Origin of the sequence: Gracilibacillus dipsosauri (assembly GCF_003176895.1) — a bacterium.
GTDB lineage: Bacteria > Bacillota > Bacilli > Bacillales > Amphibacillaceae > Gracilibacillus > Gracilibacillus dipsosauri.
Genome location: NZ_QGTD01000004.1, coordinates 329,039 through 342,309 on the forward strand (window position 1 = coordinate 329,039; position 13,271 = coordinate 342,309).

Below are 13,271 nucleotides of genomic sequence, written 5' to 3' on the forward strand. Positions count from 1 at the left end.
AACGCCCCATTCTATTTACTAAATTATCCCTTATTTATACATTAATGGCAAACTCGTTGTAATAGTTTCTTTTCGAGAGGCATGGAAAACACTCTAATTAGTATTGAATAAAAAGGAATTTAAAGCTTTTTGAAGAAGAAGTATAGATACGAAATTATGATAAGGAGGACGTCGTGATGTTAAAACTGTTTCAATATAACTGGCAAGTTCGTGAGGATTGGTTTACATGGTGTGAGGATGTTCCTGAAGAAGAATTATTAAAGAAACGAACAGGAGGAGTTGGCAGTATCCTTTACACTTTGTTTCACATTGTGGATGTGGAGTACAGTTGGATTTTAAGTCTAAAAGGTGAACCAGAGCCCGAGGAGCCACCTTTTGAAGCCTATGCCAGCCTAGCAAGAGTGAAGGAATTTTCAAAACTTTGCCACAAGGAAGTGAAACCTTTTGTTATATCTTGGACAAGCGAAATAGAATCTCAGACACTTTCAGAAACGAATTCTAGTGGAGAGACGATTAACTTTAAGTATGGAGAGATTATGCGTCATGTCATTGCTCACGAAATCCATCACATTGGTCAATTATCGGTATGGTCGCGTGAATTGGGGAAGGAGCCGGTGACTGCAAATTTAATTGGAAGAGGATTATTTGATTAATAAGTTGCCTTGTTATTAGGCGCTCATTTCTACACAATAACATAAAATCTCAAAATGTCCTTGCTATTGACGTAACGTCAAGTGATATAGTTCAAAAGGAAAGGAAGTGAGGACAAATGACAATGGAGAAAAAATACTCTATTGGAGAATTTGCAAAACTAACAGGAATCACGGAACGTACACTGCGTCACTATGATCAGATTGGGCTGTTGAAGCCTTCGGAGTACACAGAACATGGACATCGGAAGTATAACAACCATTCCATTGCAGAGCTTCAAAAAATATTAATGCTAAAATTTTTGGATTTGTCACTGGAGGAAATTTCCGAATATCTTAAGCAACCTGAGCAGGATTTTTCGAAGATACTGGACCATCAGGCGAGGATGCTGGAAGAAAAACGAAAACAGATTGAAACGGTTTTACAAACCATTTCCCGTGTTCAAGGCACTGTTTCCGGGCCAGAATCCGTCGATCCTGATTCCCTCCTCGTACTCATTCACGCCTTAAAAAATGAAGAGGAACGAAACCGCTGGATAAATGAGCATGCGGGCGACTCGGTGAATAATAAGCTACACTCGTACATTGTCCAGCTTGAATCAGATAAGGAAATGGCCACATGGAATAGTCAAATGAAGCGATTCATTCGAGAAGGAAGAAAACCGAGTGATCCTGAGGTGCTTGAACACACAGAAGCCATGGTGTCGATGATGAAGCCTTTAGTCGAGCCCCATCTAGACGATGAAGCAAAGAAGCCGCTCGCGAATAATGATGGTTCTTTCGAAGAGCTTCATCCTTATTTATTTCCTAGTGCTTTTACTAAAGAAGAGGAAAAGTTTATGGAGAAGGTTATGGATGAACTGATTAGCAGGAAAATAAACCTTAGTCAGCATGATAGATCCTAACGTTAACCTAATATTTTTAAGAAGTGGGCGCTTATTCGTATAAAGGATAGCGCCCACTTCGCAATTTTAGGGTTATAAATTTATTGACAACCATCCTCACATTTGTTACATTGTGCATATACGATATACACAAAAGGGGATGCCAGATGATTGCTTTAGAAGTGAAGGACTTAAACAAAAAGTATCCAGATTTTCATTTAAAGGATGTATCCTTTCAGCTGGAAAAGGGTTATATTATGGGCTTTATCGGTGCCAATGGTGCAGGAAAAACAACCACTATAAAATCGATCTTGAATATGATTCATCTCGATAGTGGAGAAATACATATTCTAGGTAAGAATATGGTCGAACATGAGCTAGAATTGAAACAGGACATCGGGGTCGCCGTTGGTGGCATGAATTTCTATACGAGAAGCAAAATCAAGACATTGACCAATAGGATTAAGAAGTTCTATAAGAATTGGGATGAGGTGACCTATCGCAACTGTTTGAGGAAATTCAAGTTAGACGAGAACAAGAAAATTATCGAATTGTCGGAGGGAATGAAAATAAAATACAGCTTATCTCTTGCCCTGTCCCATGGCGCGAAGCTTCTCATCCTTGACGAACCGACAAGCGGTCTGGATCCGGTTGCTAGAGACAATCTGTTGGATATTTTTCAAGAACTCGTAGTAGATGGAGAGATCAGTATTCTTTTCTCTACCCATATCACATCTGATTTGGAGAAATGCGCCGATTTTATTACGTTTATCGAAGATGGCCAAATCATTCAAAGCATGGAAAAAGAAGAATTTAAGGAGTCCTATCGCCTGTTGAACGGTAACGAAAGCCAGCTAAACCAAGTAAAAGAAAAGCTGATTTCCTACAAAATCAATTCATTCGGCTTTACAGGATTGATCCACCTCAAGGATTTCGACCCGTCCTCCGATATGAAAGCATCCGTACCGACCTTGGAGGAAATTATGATTTTCTTCGCGAAAAGGGAGGATATGTATGTATAATTTAGTGATGAAGGACTTTAAATTAGGTATCAATCCTTGGTTTCTGGCAATGCCTTTTTTATTAGGTGCCTTAATGCTTATTCCCGGTTGGATTTATTTATTAGTTCCTCAGTATTTTTTTTGGATATCGGTACCGAATATTTTTGGTCAATTTAAAGCACAGAATGATCTGATGCTTACCATGACATTGCCTGTATCCAAAAAAGACAAGGTGAAGGCAAGGGTAATCGTTATGGTTATCTTGGAATTATTGCATATTGGGGTTGCCATGATCTTTGGTTTGTTCACAATTCACTTATACCCGAATGTGGACTACCTTTTCTTCGCTCCACATATGGGCTTTTGGGGAGTCTGTTTTGTGATGCTTGGAATCTTCAACATTATTTTTATACCAATGTTTTACAAAACGGCGTATAAATATGGTGCTGCGATGATTGCATCTGTTGTGGCTACTTTACTTTTTTCTATAGGTGTACAATGGTTGGCAATCCAGAATTCTTTCATATTTGATACGTTTAATGGTACTGGTGCTGATAATACGATGCTTCAACTAACGATTCTACTTGTAGGAATTGCAATATTTGCAGTATTCACTATTGTATCCTACAATATAGCCATTAAACGATTTGAGAAAGTGGATATTTAATGAAAATAGATATTTCAAACACATCTGAAAAACCAATCTATCAGCAACTTTTTGAACAAATTAGCGCCCAAATTCTTATGGGTGAGATAGACCAAGGCTATAACTTACCACCAATACGACAAGCAGCCAAGGAACTACGTGTTAGTATTATTACCATAAAAAAAGCTTGGGAAGAGCTCGAACGATGTGGTTTGATTTATACGATAACTGGTAAAGGGTGTTTTGTCTCCGAACTATCCTCCGATGATAAGCTTCAAAAACGTAATGACATGATTAGGAAGCAAATGATGAAAGATGTTTCCTACTATAAATCCTTTGGGTTGACTATGGATGAAATCATTAATCTGTTAAAAGAGATTAATTAACAGCATTTAAAATGTTTCCATTGCGCTCTCCAGCTTTTTCTCCGGGTAGATGAAATACCCGGAGATATTCTTTAAGGTGAATTATATTCCTTTATATAGGAGAAGCATATTTTAGCTTCATTCATCGATATATTTCTTTTTCAGGCTATCTGAACCAATGCCACCGATGACCATTAAAGCTAATGGCAAAAAGTTAGATATGATTTTCGGCAGACCATCTGGAATCATAATAGTTGCACCAAATAAATGATGTAAACCTAAGATCAGTAGTTTGAGGACTAATAAAAACACTCCTAGTAAAAATACACCATCAAAAAACGCCTTCCATTTTGGGTGCGCCAATTGCTTACTATCTTGAATTACTTTTTCCTTCAATTCTTCATCACTCCTTAATAATTCATCAATGGTGATCCCGAATAAATCACTTAAATCGATAATCACTTCGATGCTGGGATAATTCTTACCAGTTTCCCATTTTGAAACGGATTGGCGACTAACATGTATTTTTTCAGCGAGATCTACTTGTGACCAACCTCTTTTTTCCCTCTCTTTTTTCAACTTTTCGCCAAAAAACATGTTATCCTCTCCCTTTCTCTTCCAATCCCAGTATGATAGGAGTGAGTCATTAAAGTAAAGATCGTTATACGCGCATCAAGGCGCAACCTCTGGTTACCCCTCTTTCATTTCTCTCTTTTCAGGCATTCTGGCCCGATTATGAGACATCTTTATTTTATATGAAATGATTTTATTGTAAAGGGACAAATTTAGCTAACACACTTTACCATGCAGAGATAGAACATTATCTGTTTGATTTTTTTCATACCATCTGACCTATTAATGAAAATTTTATCTTTTTTCTGGTAAAACTATGGGAGGTTTTGTTGAAAAGATAAAGATCGTTAAAATGATACAAGCAAGGAGTGCCAAGTGAAAAATAGTGTGGAGAGTATTCGGCACTATTCCGTTCATAACAGGGAAGAAAGCATGGGTATCTCCAAACATAATCTGGTATCTCTCAACTTTCTCCTCCGCACCAATTCCAAATAAATATGGAATCCACCATGACATAATTGCTCCGAATAAAATACATGATGGATGTACGATCAACCAAATCCTTACCCAAATCGGATATCTTTTTCCTATAAAAAGAAAAACCCCTCCTATTAAAAGCAATATTTGAACAACGCCAATCATTGTTACTGCTAATGTATCGCTCAAAGACTGTACAGAAGCAATAGCTTGAATGTCATTGAATGGCCCCAATGGAACTAAATCCTGTACGATCATGAACAGCAATATCATAGCATAACCAAAGATTAGTAATCTCTCAGAAAAACGAATAGTTCTTTTCATCCTCCCACTCCCCATCCCTATACTCGTACTAACCTGAATACTTTCATTTTAGTTGCTTTTTGGCTTAATGGTAATAAACTTTAGAAGTATTTAAGCTAGGGCTTGAGGCTTAGCCTTTTCTTATATGTGAGGGAGATAGGTGTATTCGATGTCATTGAAATGGCTTCCCTAAAAGGAAATTATGTATGAAAATGACTTGGATAAGAAGATTTCCCCCGAACATCCTCAATTTGGGCGTTTAGATACTCATCTTTCTGAATTGGTTCAGCATGTTGTTAACCACGGCACATATCATCGCGGAAGTCTTACGGCAATGATACGTCAACAAGGTTATTCAAGTGTACCTACTGATTATGTTTTCTATCTTTATGAAATCAGCTCCACGAAATAGTTTTTTCCTAAACTTTTATCCGGAAGATAATTATTTTGCCGATTTTCATTAGACTCTCAGACAATCCTTTACTAAATACTTTTTTAGAGGGGATAATTCCTTTTTTCTTATAGATAACTTTTTCCTTTTCGGCTGACATGCCAATGTCACCTACAACGACATGATCCTTCCTGATTCTATTTAGCTTTTCGTTACATGAATATCCTCTTGTGACGGAGAAGGGTCTTATCAAGAGCAAACTACTAAAAATCCATTAACATCAATACTTTTACTTTAAATCAAACGGAAAAATACAATGTAATTGTTAGAAGACAATGGATTACAGGCAATAAGAATGAACCATAAATAAAAAACCTAACTCCTCTTTATATTTTATCGGGGAATTAGGCTTTTTATCTGCAACAATCGCGCCCTTTTATTGAATAGAATTTTCTTCAAATCGAGACGGATTGGCATAAATTTTACTTGATTATAGTAAGTCTGAAGCGTATCTCCTGAATTTCATTCTAGCATCTCGGTCAGACAATCACGCGGTAGTGAAGATGAACAACGCCGCTTCGGAAGCGGCGCTCACCGAGAAGTTCGAGCCGCGTGTGGAGGTTGTCCGGCAATCCTCGCTTACCTCCACCCAAGACGATTGGATTAATAAGCAGATGACACTCGTCGATTAGTCCCGCACTCATCGCCTGCCCAGCAAGCTCAGGGCCGCCAATCGTAATGTTGGCTTCTGAGGACTCCTTTAGCCGTCGGATCGCATCAGGATCGAATTCACGCTCGATCCTAGATTTGGCGCTTGGCACCGTCTGAAGTGTTCGAGAATACACGATCTTATCAGCCGCTCGCCAGATCTGCGCGAATTCCCGCATTACCTCCGGTTGATCGCCAGGTTTGGCGCTCGCCGTCTCCCAGTACACCATCGACTCGTACATCCGCCGCCCGTATAGATAGGTGCCAATCGGCCGCTGGAAGTCAGTCCAGAACGCAAACACCTCGTCATCGGATATCGACCACTCTAAATCGCCTTGCTTGTCCTCAGTGTAACCGTCCAAAGATACGTTAATAGGGTAGATCAGTTTAGCCATTTCAGTAACCCCTTCCATTTTTACCAGCGATTACTTTACCCATAGAGATCCTTCCTTTCGCAGTTCGGCCTTCCAGGTGGCCCGGTCGACCAATGTAGACAGTGCAGAAGTGTTGTAATTTTGATTCATTGTAATTATCTCCTCTCGCTATTGTTAACTTATACATTCATAGTTTATCACGCATAAATACGAAGGACTTCTTCTCGATTGCTCAAAATTCCTTCTCTATTCCGTGTCATCATTCCTATTTATTCAATTAAATGGCCCGATTGTTGAAAATCGATCTCGTAAATTATACTTCATAAGTTTATATTGACAACCCATAGCGAAAGTTCACACTAATCCGAACGCCATATTGGTACTGAGTTATACAATAACGCTAAAACAGTTTACCATGTGATTTTTGAACTGGATCCTTTAATTGTTTGTTCTCTTCGTGCCTTTATACGGCTTTTTAAAGGTCTTTATTAATACATCCTCTGAACGGGGGACTTTGATTTAAGAGGGGCTACTTCACTTATTTGCATCCCTCTTAAGGTCTCTACCCTAGTTCTGATACATTAATCCAATTCCTCTCTGGCTCATAAATTCATAAAACAACTAAAGATGATAACAATATGTTTTTAATGGTATTTGGAGCTTTGCCCTTATTATCCAAGTACTTTATACATCTCTTAACTGGTTCTATCACTTCAAATTCTTTATGACGGATATGGTTTTTCCTCCACAATTACTTTCTATAGTGCTCAAGTAATCTCCAGCCGCCTAATTTTCCCCGTTCTGCCAAAACAAGTATACCTGCTGTACTTAAAGATTCCATATCCCTATGAATTGTACGTTCGGTCACTCCTAATTCTCTCGCCAATGCTTTGGTTGTTAATTTTTTATTATTTTGTAGCAACAATATTATGGTAATAAGTCTGTCTGCTCGCATGGATACCCACCTAAAAAAAAATATATTAAAAAGTTTAATATGACATAAGGTGTCATTATTATAGATTATACTATAGATATTATGAATTGAAGCAATGGAAAAATATTTTAATTATGTAAAGTGAGGAGAATGTAAATGAAATCTTTAAAGGGACAAATAGCATTGGTAGCTGGTGGAACAAGAGGAGCAGGACGTGGCATTGCTATGGAATTAGGTGCTGCAGGAGCTACTGTCTATATCACTGGCCGTACGACAAGACACGAGATTTCTGAATACGGGCGCCCTGAAACGATTGAGGAAACAGCTGAATTGGTCAATCAGTTAGGCGGTCAAGGTATAGCAGTTCAAGTTGACCATCTTATACATGAAGAAGTACAGACCTTAATAGAAAGAATTGAGAAAGAACATGGAAGGTTAGATATACTTGTAAATGATATTTGGGGAGGTGAGTATCTCGTTGACGGGAATACGAGAGTATGGGAGCATTCGCTGAAAAAAGGCTTAAGAATGCTTCGTTTAGCTATCGATACTCATTTGATTACGAACCACTACGCATTACCGTTGCTCATCAAAAACGAAGGCGGACTTGTCATTGAAATGACCGATGGTACAAAGGAGTATAATAGTGAGAACTATCGCTTTCCAATGTTTTATGATCTAGCGAAAAGCTCAGTCATCCGTATAGCAGAAGGGCTCGCTCACGAATTAAAACAGCATAATTGCACAGCTGTCTCTTTAACCCCAGGCTGGATGCGATCCGAAATCATGCTCGATCATTATGGTGTCAAGGAAGAAAATTGGCGTGACGCTACTGAGGAGGAACCTCATTTCGTTATCTCAGAAACACCACGTTATGTAGGGCGCGCCGTTGCAGCCCTTGCCGGAGATCACGAAGTCTCACGTTGGAACGGTCAATCTCTGTCGAGCGGAAAGCTTGCACAAGTTTATGGTTTCACTGATATTGATGGTTCACAGCCAGATTGTTGGCGTTATGTTGTGGAAGTTCAAGATGCAGGTAAGCCTGCAAATGCTACAGGTTATCGTTAAAATAACAGCTAGATTCAGTGTTAAAGATAATCTTTTTTGTTCCATTATAGGGCGCGATTGTGGAGCAACACAAGTAGAAAATGATCAAACTTTTTTATAAAAACTAAACTTAAATCTGCTGGATAACAATCCATTTTGATTAATCTTATTTTCAAAATGGATTGTTTTTATTTACCATAAAACTTAATTTACGAGGCCATTTTTGATTAAACTTTATTTTATAGCTACATCCCAATCCTCGGATAAACTCCACCGACTCCGCTTTTCACTTGTCTAATTCTGGACAAGAAATCATATCTTAGGGTTAGTTATTACTTGGGAAAAGACAGTCTGTTGGACAGCCTATAAATTCGAATGCCTTGCGCGCTAGTGTGTCAACAGGTAAGTAAACTACGATTTCAGGGTACTTACGATTACTTACAGCAATATGAATTTCCCGATAATGAATAGGAACTAGAGCCTTTGAATTTCCAGTTTTCGCTAAAATTTGTCTTGATTTCATAGCTTCGTTATCCGAATCTTTTGTGGACATTTTCCAATACTTATTCACATCATAATTTTGCCGAAAATCTTTAGTTAAGGACTGATACCAGTCATCATTGTGAAATAGCATATTATTTAGTTTAAATGCTTGTATACCAGATATGGCATGTAATTCCCATTGTTGATAGGAATTTGTATTAAAAGTAGAACGAGAGCGTATAGGCAGCTCATGATTGAAATGCAAATCTACCATATTTAATTTGTTATTGATGTCTAGAGGGATATCAAATAAATAGTGAAACGGCCTATTTATTGCTTTAACTTCCAAGTTATAATCTACAATTATCCCCGGAAAAGGAATGGTATTCAGGGTATCACGAGCTTGATCTAATGCAATATTGCTCGTTTGCTCTTCTAAGTAATTTTGAACAGGTAGGTAACCTGCAGTGATCAGGAGGTCATTACGCTCAACATGAGTACATTCTAGATAGTCAGCAATATTTATTAGGGTTTGACGATTAGGCATTCTTAAGGAACGTCCAACCAGTAAATTTTTATATGTTGTACAAGCTACATCATTAAGCTCTTGTTGGGTAAACCGTTTTAATAATGGATGATGCGTTTGTGGATTAGAATATTCTTGCTGACGCTTTATCCGAATTGTTTCAATTTCAACTAATAATTGCTTTAATTTGTTATGTTGAACATTTAATTCCTTTTGCATGGTATCCTCCTGACTCTTAACTAGCGATTAGGTGTAATTATACACTTGGTATAAGTAATATCAAATAGTATATTAGGAAGCATCACTTTAGTTATTATCATAGCTAAAATAAAGCTAAGGGGGAATTAATATGATTCGTGCAGTTGTAACAGATAAATTGGCTTCAGGACACTTAACAATACAGGAGGTGAGTGCACCTCACCCCAAACCATGGGAAGCGATGGTTGAAGTTAGAGCATTTTCTCTTAATCGGGGAGAAGTTACCAATGCGAAGACTCAAGAGGAACAAATGAGACCTGGATGGGATTTTTCTGGTATTGTTATCGAGCAAGCAAAAAGTGGAGAAGGTCCACGAAAAGGAAGTCGAGTTGTTGGACTTTTACCATCGGGCTCATGGGCAGAAAAGGTTGCGGTCCCCGTAAACTTCATAGCTGAAATTCCTGATACAGTGTCATATGCTCAAGCTGCAACATTGCCAGTAGCTGGCTTGTCTGCCCTTTATACACTTAGAAAAGGTGGAATGCTTCTAGGTAAACGAATACTTATTACTGGTTCGACCGGTGGGGTTGGGCTTTTTGCGCATCAGCTTGCATCCCTAAGTGGGGCATTCAATGTAGGTATAGCACGAACTGAAGAGAAAGCTAACATGATATTAGAGGCGGGAGCCAATAAGGTCATTATAGGTGAATCTATTACGGAATCGGTAGAAAAATATGGTCCATATCATCTCATTATCGATTCTCTAGGTGGTGAAACATTACCATCTCTGCTATCTCAACTGATGCCTGGTGGGGTACTTGTATCTGTTGGCTATACTGCATCACCAATCGCTACTTTTGATCTTTCTAAACTCGCATATGTAGGTGGGGTAAACTTGCATCGTTTTTATCTAGGAGAAGAGGTAAATCGTTTTTCACCAAAGGAAGATTTGAAGATTTTAGGAGACTTGATTGCGAACGGCCAGTTGAAACCACTTGTAGCAGTAGAAGCACCATGGGAGACTATCGGAACAATCGCCCAACAATTAATCGATCGAAAGTTTTCAGGTAAAGCTGTACTTTTGATTAATGGAGATAATTAAAAAAAGTTTATTAGATGAGGTTGTTTAGAGAGATTACTTTAAAAGATAGAGAGAAACATTTCAAAAGGTTCGCCAAATGATTGTCACGAATAGCAGAAACGAATCTTCATAAATAAGAAAGAAGTTTTGTTTTCTAAGCAAAACTTCTTTCTTATTACTAACAATATACTCGTAAAACCTCTTAGATACCTCTAAAATCATTGCTTTTATTCTACATAGCTTTTCTCCCATTTAATAACGTTCTTGTATTCATTAAGGATTCGGTAATCATAAGTTGAATCTGGTTGAACTCCACTGAAGCTGTGTTAGTCTTATTTTTCATTCTGCTTTTTATCCAGGATGGACCTTAGTTCTTTAATATCTTCTTCAGACAGGTCTTCATCCTGAATGAATTGAACGAGCATCGATTTTAAGGCACCGTCATAGAATCGTTTTACAAAGGATTCTGTTTTGGAACGCTGGCATTCGTCTTGGGAATAAAGCGGATAGAATGTATAAACTCTCTGATTCTTATGGACGCCGACGACTTCTTTTTTAGTGAGCCGATCCAACAGTGTACGTACGGTTTTCGGCTTCCAGTTCGTTTGTGCCTGCAAGGATGAAATAATATCATTTGCTGTTAGCGGCGCTTGTTCCCAGAGCACTTTTAAGACTTCCCATTCCGACTCTGAAATAGTGGGTATTTTATTCGTCACGTTATTCCCTACCTTTACCTTTTAATAGATGCCCTTATCGCGCAAAATGGTTTTCGTAATTTCAGCAGCTTTACTGCCACTGGCATGATGGCCGCTTTCGATATTAGTTGCAAAAATGTACGTATTGTTTTCCATTTCTACATATCCTATGAACCAGCCATTCACATTTTTCCCGTTAACCGTGCCTGTGCCAGTTTTGCCATAGAGGGTTGCATTGGCTTTCGTCTCCAGTTTGATGGCATCTTTTATGAATTGAATGTTCTTACCATCAAACCCAAATTTATTTGTATAAAAGTCTCTAAGTGTCTGCACCTGTTCAATCGGTGAAATTTTTAAGGAAGATTCGAGCCAATAGTCTTCAATTCCACCCGACAGATTTTGATTACCATACTGTATTTTATCAAGGTAAGATTCAATGTTTTTTATTTGCACCTTTTCATCCAGCTGCTGGAAGTACCAGCTTACGGAATTTTCAAGTGCAGTAAATAAATTTTGACTCTGGTTCCAGACTTGATAAGGATAAGATTCCCCATTCCACTTTAAGGTGTTGTCGTTTCGTGTGATGACCTCAGACTCTAAAGCAAATAATGCACTGTAAATTTTGTACGTAGAATTGGGGGAAATCCGTAATGTGCTTTTATCTTTATTATAGATATTGTATTGCTTCTCTTGCAAATCGTACAGTATAAAGCTTCCTTCATATCCATTGAAAAATGCACTTAAATCCTCATATACTGTATTATTATTGTCAAAATCAATCCGGTCATCATCATAAGTCATTGCAGAGACAATCGGTATCTGACTCACGACAAATCCGGCAAGAAGTATAAAAATCAGAATACTTTTCAGTTGTAACAGCTTTGTTTCCATTGTAAAAGCAGCAATACGCTCGATCCGTTTTTTTAATTGCTTTTTTGAACTAGTGAGCTGGTTAACCATTGCGAATTGCCTTGAAAGAGAGGATTTATCCGCAAACATTATAATCGTGTTTCCGTATGCTACATGCTGATTTTGATCCAATGTATTTAGGACAGCACGATCACATGCGATTTCCCGGTCCAATCGCATTTCCCTGAACGCCATCCAAATCAATGGATTATACCAGTATAAAATCTGGAATAGGACGATCAGGAAATTTGTGGCGATGTCTTTATTTTTATAGTGATGTAATTCATGTAGCAAGATGTATTTAATTTCATCCGTGGACAGCCATGCTTTAGCATGACTCGGCAGTATTATATAGGTTTTAAATATCCCGAACGTCATTGGGGATTTGACTAGTGGTGATTCCCCCAACAGCAGTTGCCGTGATACATTCATCCGTTGTTTGCACTCTTCGAATAATGAAATCACTTCGTTATTGTTTATTGGGCTTGTGGACCTTTTTATTTGTCGCAGTTTTATCCATGCGTGAAAGGAAAAAGCAATAAGCACAAGCATGCCTAGAATCCATATGATGGTTAAAACATGATTCATCCATGTCAAATCAACCCGGTGAACAGATATTGAAAAATCGTGCATCCAGTTACTATTTTCCCATGAACTAACGTTTTCGGTTTTGGTAACGGATGGTAACGGATTACTGTTTCGGTTCCCATTCCACGTGAAATTATCCCCGAATTTTAATAATTTTGTAGGAAGATAAGGTAATAGTAAAGCAATCAGTAACAAGAACCAGAGATTGTATTTCCATTTGGATGACAATTGATGCTTAAAAATCTTTCGGATCAGCATGATAACAATGACCATGATAGAAGATATGGACAAGCTAACAGCCAGATGGAGGACAGACATTTCTTCATCTCCTTAACCACGAAGTTATTTACTCAAAGCTCTTCCATTTTACCACTTGAGTCCATTTTATCGCCATGGAAAGAAATACTATAACAAAGAAGGATAACACAGTCTCTCCCT

The 13,271-nt window shown here is 38.1% G+C and carries 14 protein-coding genes and 1 pseudogene; 8 read left to right on the forward strand and 7 right to left on the reverse strand.

Annotated elements, in window-relative coordinates; translation table 11 throughout:
- Positions 1–176 precede the first annotated feature (176 nt).
- The 5 genes from DLJ74_RS03345 to DLJ74_RS03365 all read left to right on the forward strand — a co-directional run bounded on the left by DLJ74_RS03345 (position 177) and on the right by DLJ74_RS03365 (position 3,567).
- Positions 177–653 (forward strand): DinB family protein, encoded by a 477-nt coding sequence (locus tag DLJ74_RS03345; protein ID WP_109983350.1) that lies wholly within the window; start codon positions 177–179, stop codon positions 651–653.
- Positions 654–769: 116 nt separating this feature from the next.
- On the forward strand, positions 770–1,555 hold the full coding sequence (locus DLJ74_RS03350) for a MerR family transcriptional regulator (RefSeq protein WP_109983351.1): 786 nt from the start codon (positions 770–772) through the stop codon (positions 1,553–1,555).
- A 146-nt stretch (positions 1,556–1,701) separates the two neighbouring features.
- Positions 1,702–2,556, forward strand: a complete 855-nt coding sequence (locus tag DLJ74_RS03355; RefSeq protein WP_109983352.1) for an ABC transporter ATP-binding protein — start codon at positions 1,702–1,704, stop codon at positions 2,554–2,556.
- A complete protein-coding gene (locus DLJ74_RS03360; protein ID WP_109983353.1) occupies positions 2,549–3,202 on the forward strand; it encodes an ABC-2 transporter permease in 654 nt (217 codons plus the stop codon). Before DLJ74_RS03355 ends, DLJ74_RS03360 begins: the two co-directional genes overlap by 8 nt.
- Positions 3,202–3,567, forward strand: coding sequence for a GntR family transcriptional regulator (locus tag DLJ74_RS03365; protein ID WP_109983354.1), 366 nt, complete (start codon positions 3,202–3,204; stop codon positions 3,565–3,567). Before DLJ74_RS03360 ends, DLJ74_RS03365 begins: the two co-directional genes overlap by 1 nt.
- Before the next feature lie 117 nt (positions 3,568–3,684).
- On the opposite strand, the gene DLJ74_RS03370 is transcribed toward DLJ74_RS03365, so the two are convergent.
- Positions 3,685–4,143 carry a helix-turn-helix domain-containing protein gene (locus tag DLJ74_RS03370; protein WP_109983355.1) on the reverse strand — a complete coding sequence of 153 codons (459 nt, stop codon included), beginning with the start codon at positions 4,141–4,143 and terminating at the stop codon, positions 3,685–3,687.
- 270 nt (positions 4,144–4,413) lie between these two features.
- On the reverse strand, positions 4,414–4,920 hold the full coding sequence (locus DLJ74_RS03375) for a hypothetical protein (protein WP_109983356.1): 507 nt from the start codon (positions 4,918–4,920) through the stop codon (positions 4,414–4,416).
- A gap of 181 nt (positions 4,921–5,101) precedes the next feature.
- On the opposite strand from DLJ74_RS03375, the gene DLJ74_RS03380 reads away from it, so the two are divergent.
- On the forward strand, positions 5,102–5,311 hold the full coding sequence (locus DLJ74_RS03380) for a DinB family protein (RefSeq protein ID WP_245902250.1): 210 nt from the start codon (positions 5,102–5,104) through the stop codon (positions 5,309–5,311).
- A 518-nt stretch (positions 5,312–5,829) separates the two neighbouring features.
- On the opposite strand, the gene DLJ74_RS03385 is transcribed toward DLJ74_RS03380, so the two are convergent.
- The gene (locus DLJ74_RS03385) at positions 5,830–6,393 is read right to left on the reverse strand and encodes a dihydrofolate reductase family protein (protein WP_109983357.1); all 564 of its coding nucleotides are present in this window, start codon (positions 6,391–6,393) and stop codon (positions 5,830–5,832) included.
- 736 nt (positions 6,394–7,129) lie between these two features.
- Positions 7,130–7,327, reverse strand: a pseudogene (locus DLJ74_RS03395) (helix-turn-helix transcriptional regulator); the annotation flags it as partial.
- A gap of 135 nt (positions 7,328–7,462) precedes the next feature.
- Here DLJ74_RS03395 and DLJ74_RS03400 point away from each other — a divergent pair.
- Positions 7,463–8,374, forward strand: coding sequence for an SDR family oxidoreductase (locus DLJ74_RS03400; RefSeq protein ID WP_109983359.1), 912 nt, complete (start codon positions 7,463–7,465; stop codon positions 8,372–8,374).
- A gap of 304 nt (positions 8,375–8,678) precedes the next feature.
- Here DLJ74_RS03400 and DLJ74_RS03405 read toward each other — a convergent pair whose 3' ends face one another.
- Positions 8,679–9,581 carry a hypothetical protein gene (locus DLJ74_RS03405; protein ID WP_109983360.1) on the reverse strand — a complete coding sequence of 301 codons (903 nt, stop codon included), beginning with the start codon at positions 9,579–9,581 and terminating at the stop codon, positions 8,679–8,681.
- A gap of 130 nt (positions 9,582–9,711) precedes the next feature.
- On the opposite strand from DLJ74_RS03405, the gene DLJ74_RS03410 reads away from it, so the two are divergent.
- Complete coding sequence (locus DLJ74_RS03410; RefSeq protein WP_109983361.1) at positions 9,712–10,662, forward strand: zinc-binding dehydrogenase; 951 nt, start codon at positions 9,712–9,714, stop codon at positions 10,660–10,662.
- 311 nt (positions 10,663–10,973) lie between these two features.
- Here the strand turns inward: DLJ74_RS03410 and blaI are convergent, their stop codons facing one another.
- On the reverse strand, positions 10,974–11,357 hold the full coding sequence (gene blaI / locus DLJ74_RS03415; protein ID WP_109983362.1) for a penicillinase repressor BlaI: 384 nt from the start codon (positions 11,355–11,357) through the stop codon (positions 10,974–10,976).
- 21 nt (positions 11,358–11,378) lie between these two features.
- Entirely contained in the window at positions 11,379–13,151 is a 1,773-nt protein-coding gene (locus DLJ74_RS03420; RefSeq protein WP_109983363.1) for a BlaR1 family beta-lactam sensor/signal transducer, read from the reverse strand.
- Positions 13,152–13,271: the final 120 nt, after the last annotated feature.

What these genes read in the sequence shown, in the direction of transcription:
- DLJ74_RS03400 (WP_109983359.1), top strand. Translation starts at nt 7,463, where the DNA reads ATGAAATCTTTAAAGGGACAAATAGCATTGGTAGCTGGTGGAACAAGA.
- DLJ74_RS03405 (WP_109983360.1), bottom strand. Translation starts at nt 9,581, where the DNA reads ATGCAAAAGGAATTAAATGTTCAACATAACAAATTAAAGCAATTATTA.
- DLJ74_RS03420 (WP_109983363.1), bottom strand. Translation starts at nt 13,151, where the DNA reads ATGTCTGTCCTCCATCTGGCTGTTAGCTTGTCCATATCTTCTATCATG.
- DLJ74_RS03380 (WP_245902250.1), top strand. Translation starts at nt 5,102, where the DNA reads ATGTATGAAAATGACTTGGATAAGAAGATTTCCCCCGAACATCCTCAA.
- DLJ74_RS03345 (WP_109983350.1), top strand. Translation starts at nt 177, where the DNA reads ATGTTAAAACTGTTTCAATATAACTGGCAAGTTCGTGAGGATTGGTTT.
- DLJ74_RS03370 (WP_109983355.1), bottom strand. Translation starts at nt 4,143, where the DNA reads ATGTTTTTTGGCGAAAAGTTGAAAAAAGAGAGGGAAAAAAGAGGTTGG.
- DLJ74_RS03410 (WP_109983361.1), top strand. Translation starts at nt 9,712, where the DNA reads ATGATTCGTGCAGTTGTAACAGATAAATTGGCTTCAGGACACTTAACA.
- DLJ74_RS03360 (WP_109983353.1), top strand. Translation starts at nt 2,549, where the DNA reads ATGTATAATTTAGTGATGAAGGACTTTAAATTAGGTATCAATCCTTGG.
- DLJ74_RS03355 (WP_109983352.1), top strand. Translation starts at nt 1,702, where the DNA reads ATGATTGCTTTAGAAGTGAAGGACTTAAACAAAAAGTATCCAGATTTT.
- DLJ74_RS03385 (WP_109983357.1), bottom strand. Translation starts at nt 6,393, where the DNA reads ATGGCTAAACTGATCTACCCTATTAACGTATCTTTGGACGGTTACACT.
- DLJ74_RS03350 (WP_109983351.1), top strand. Translation starts at nt 770, where the DNA reads ATGACAATGGAGAAAAAATACTCTATTGGAGAATTTGCAAAACTAACA.
- DLJ74_RS03375 (WP_109983356.1), bottom strand. Translation starts at nt 4,920, where the DNA reads ATGAAAAGAACTATTCGTTTTTCTGAGAGATTACTAATCTTTGGTTAT.
- DLJ74_RS03365 (WP_109983354.1), top strand. Translation starts at nt 3,202, where the DNA reads ATGAAAATAGATATTTCAAACACATCTGAAAAACCAATCTATCAGCAA.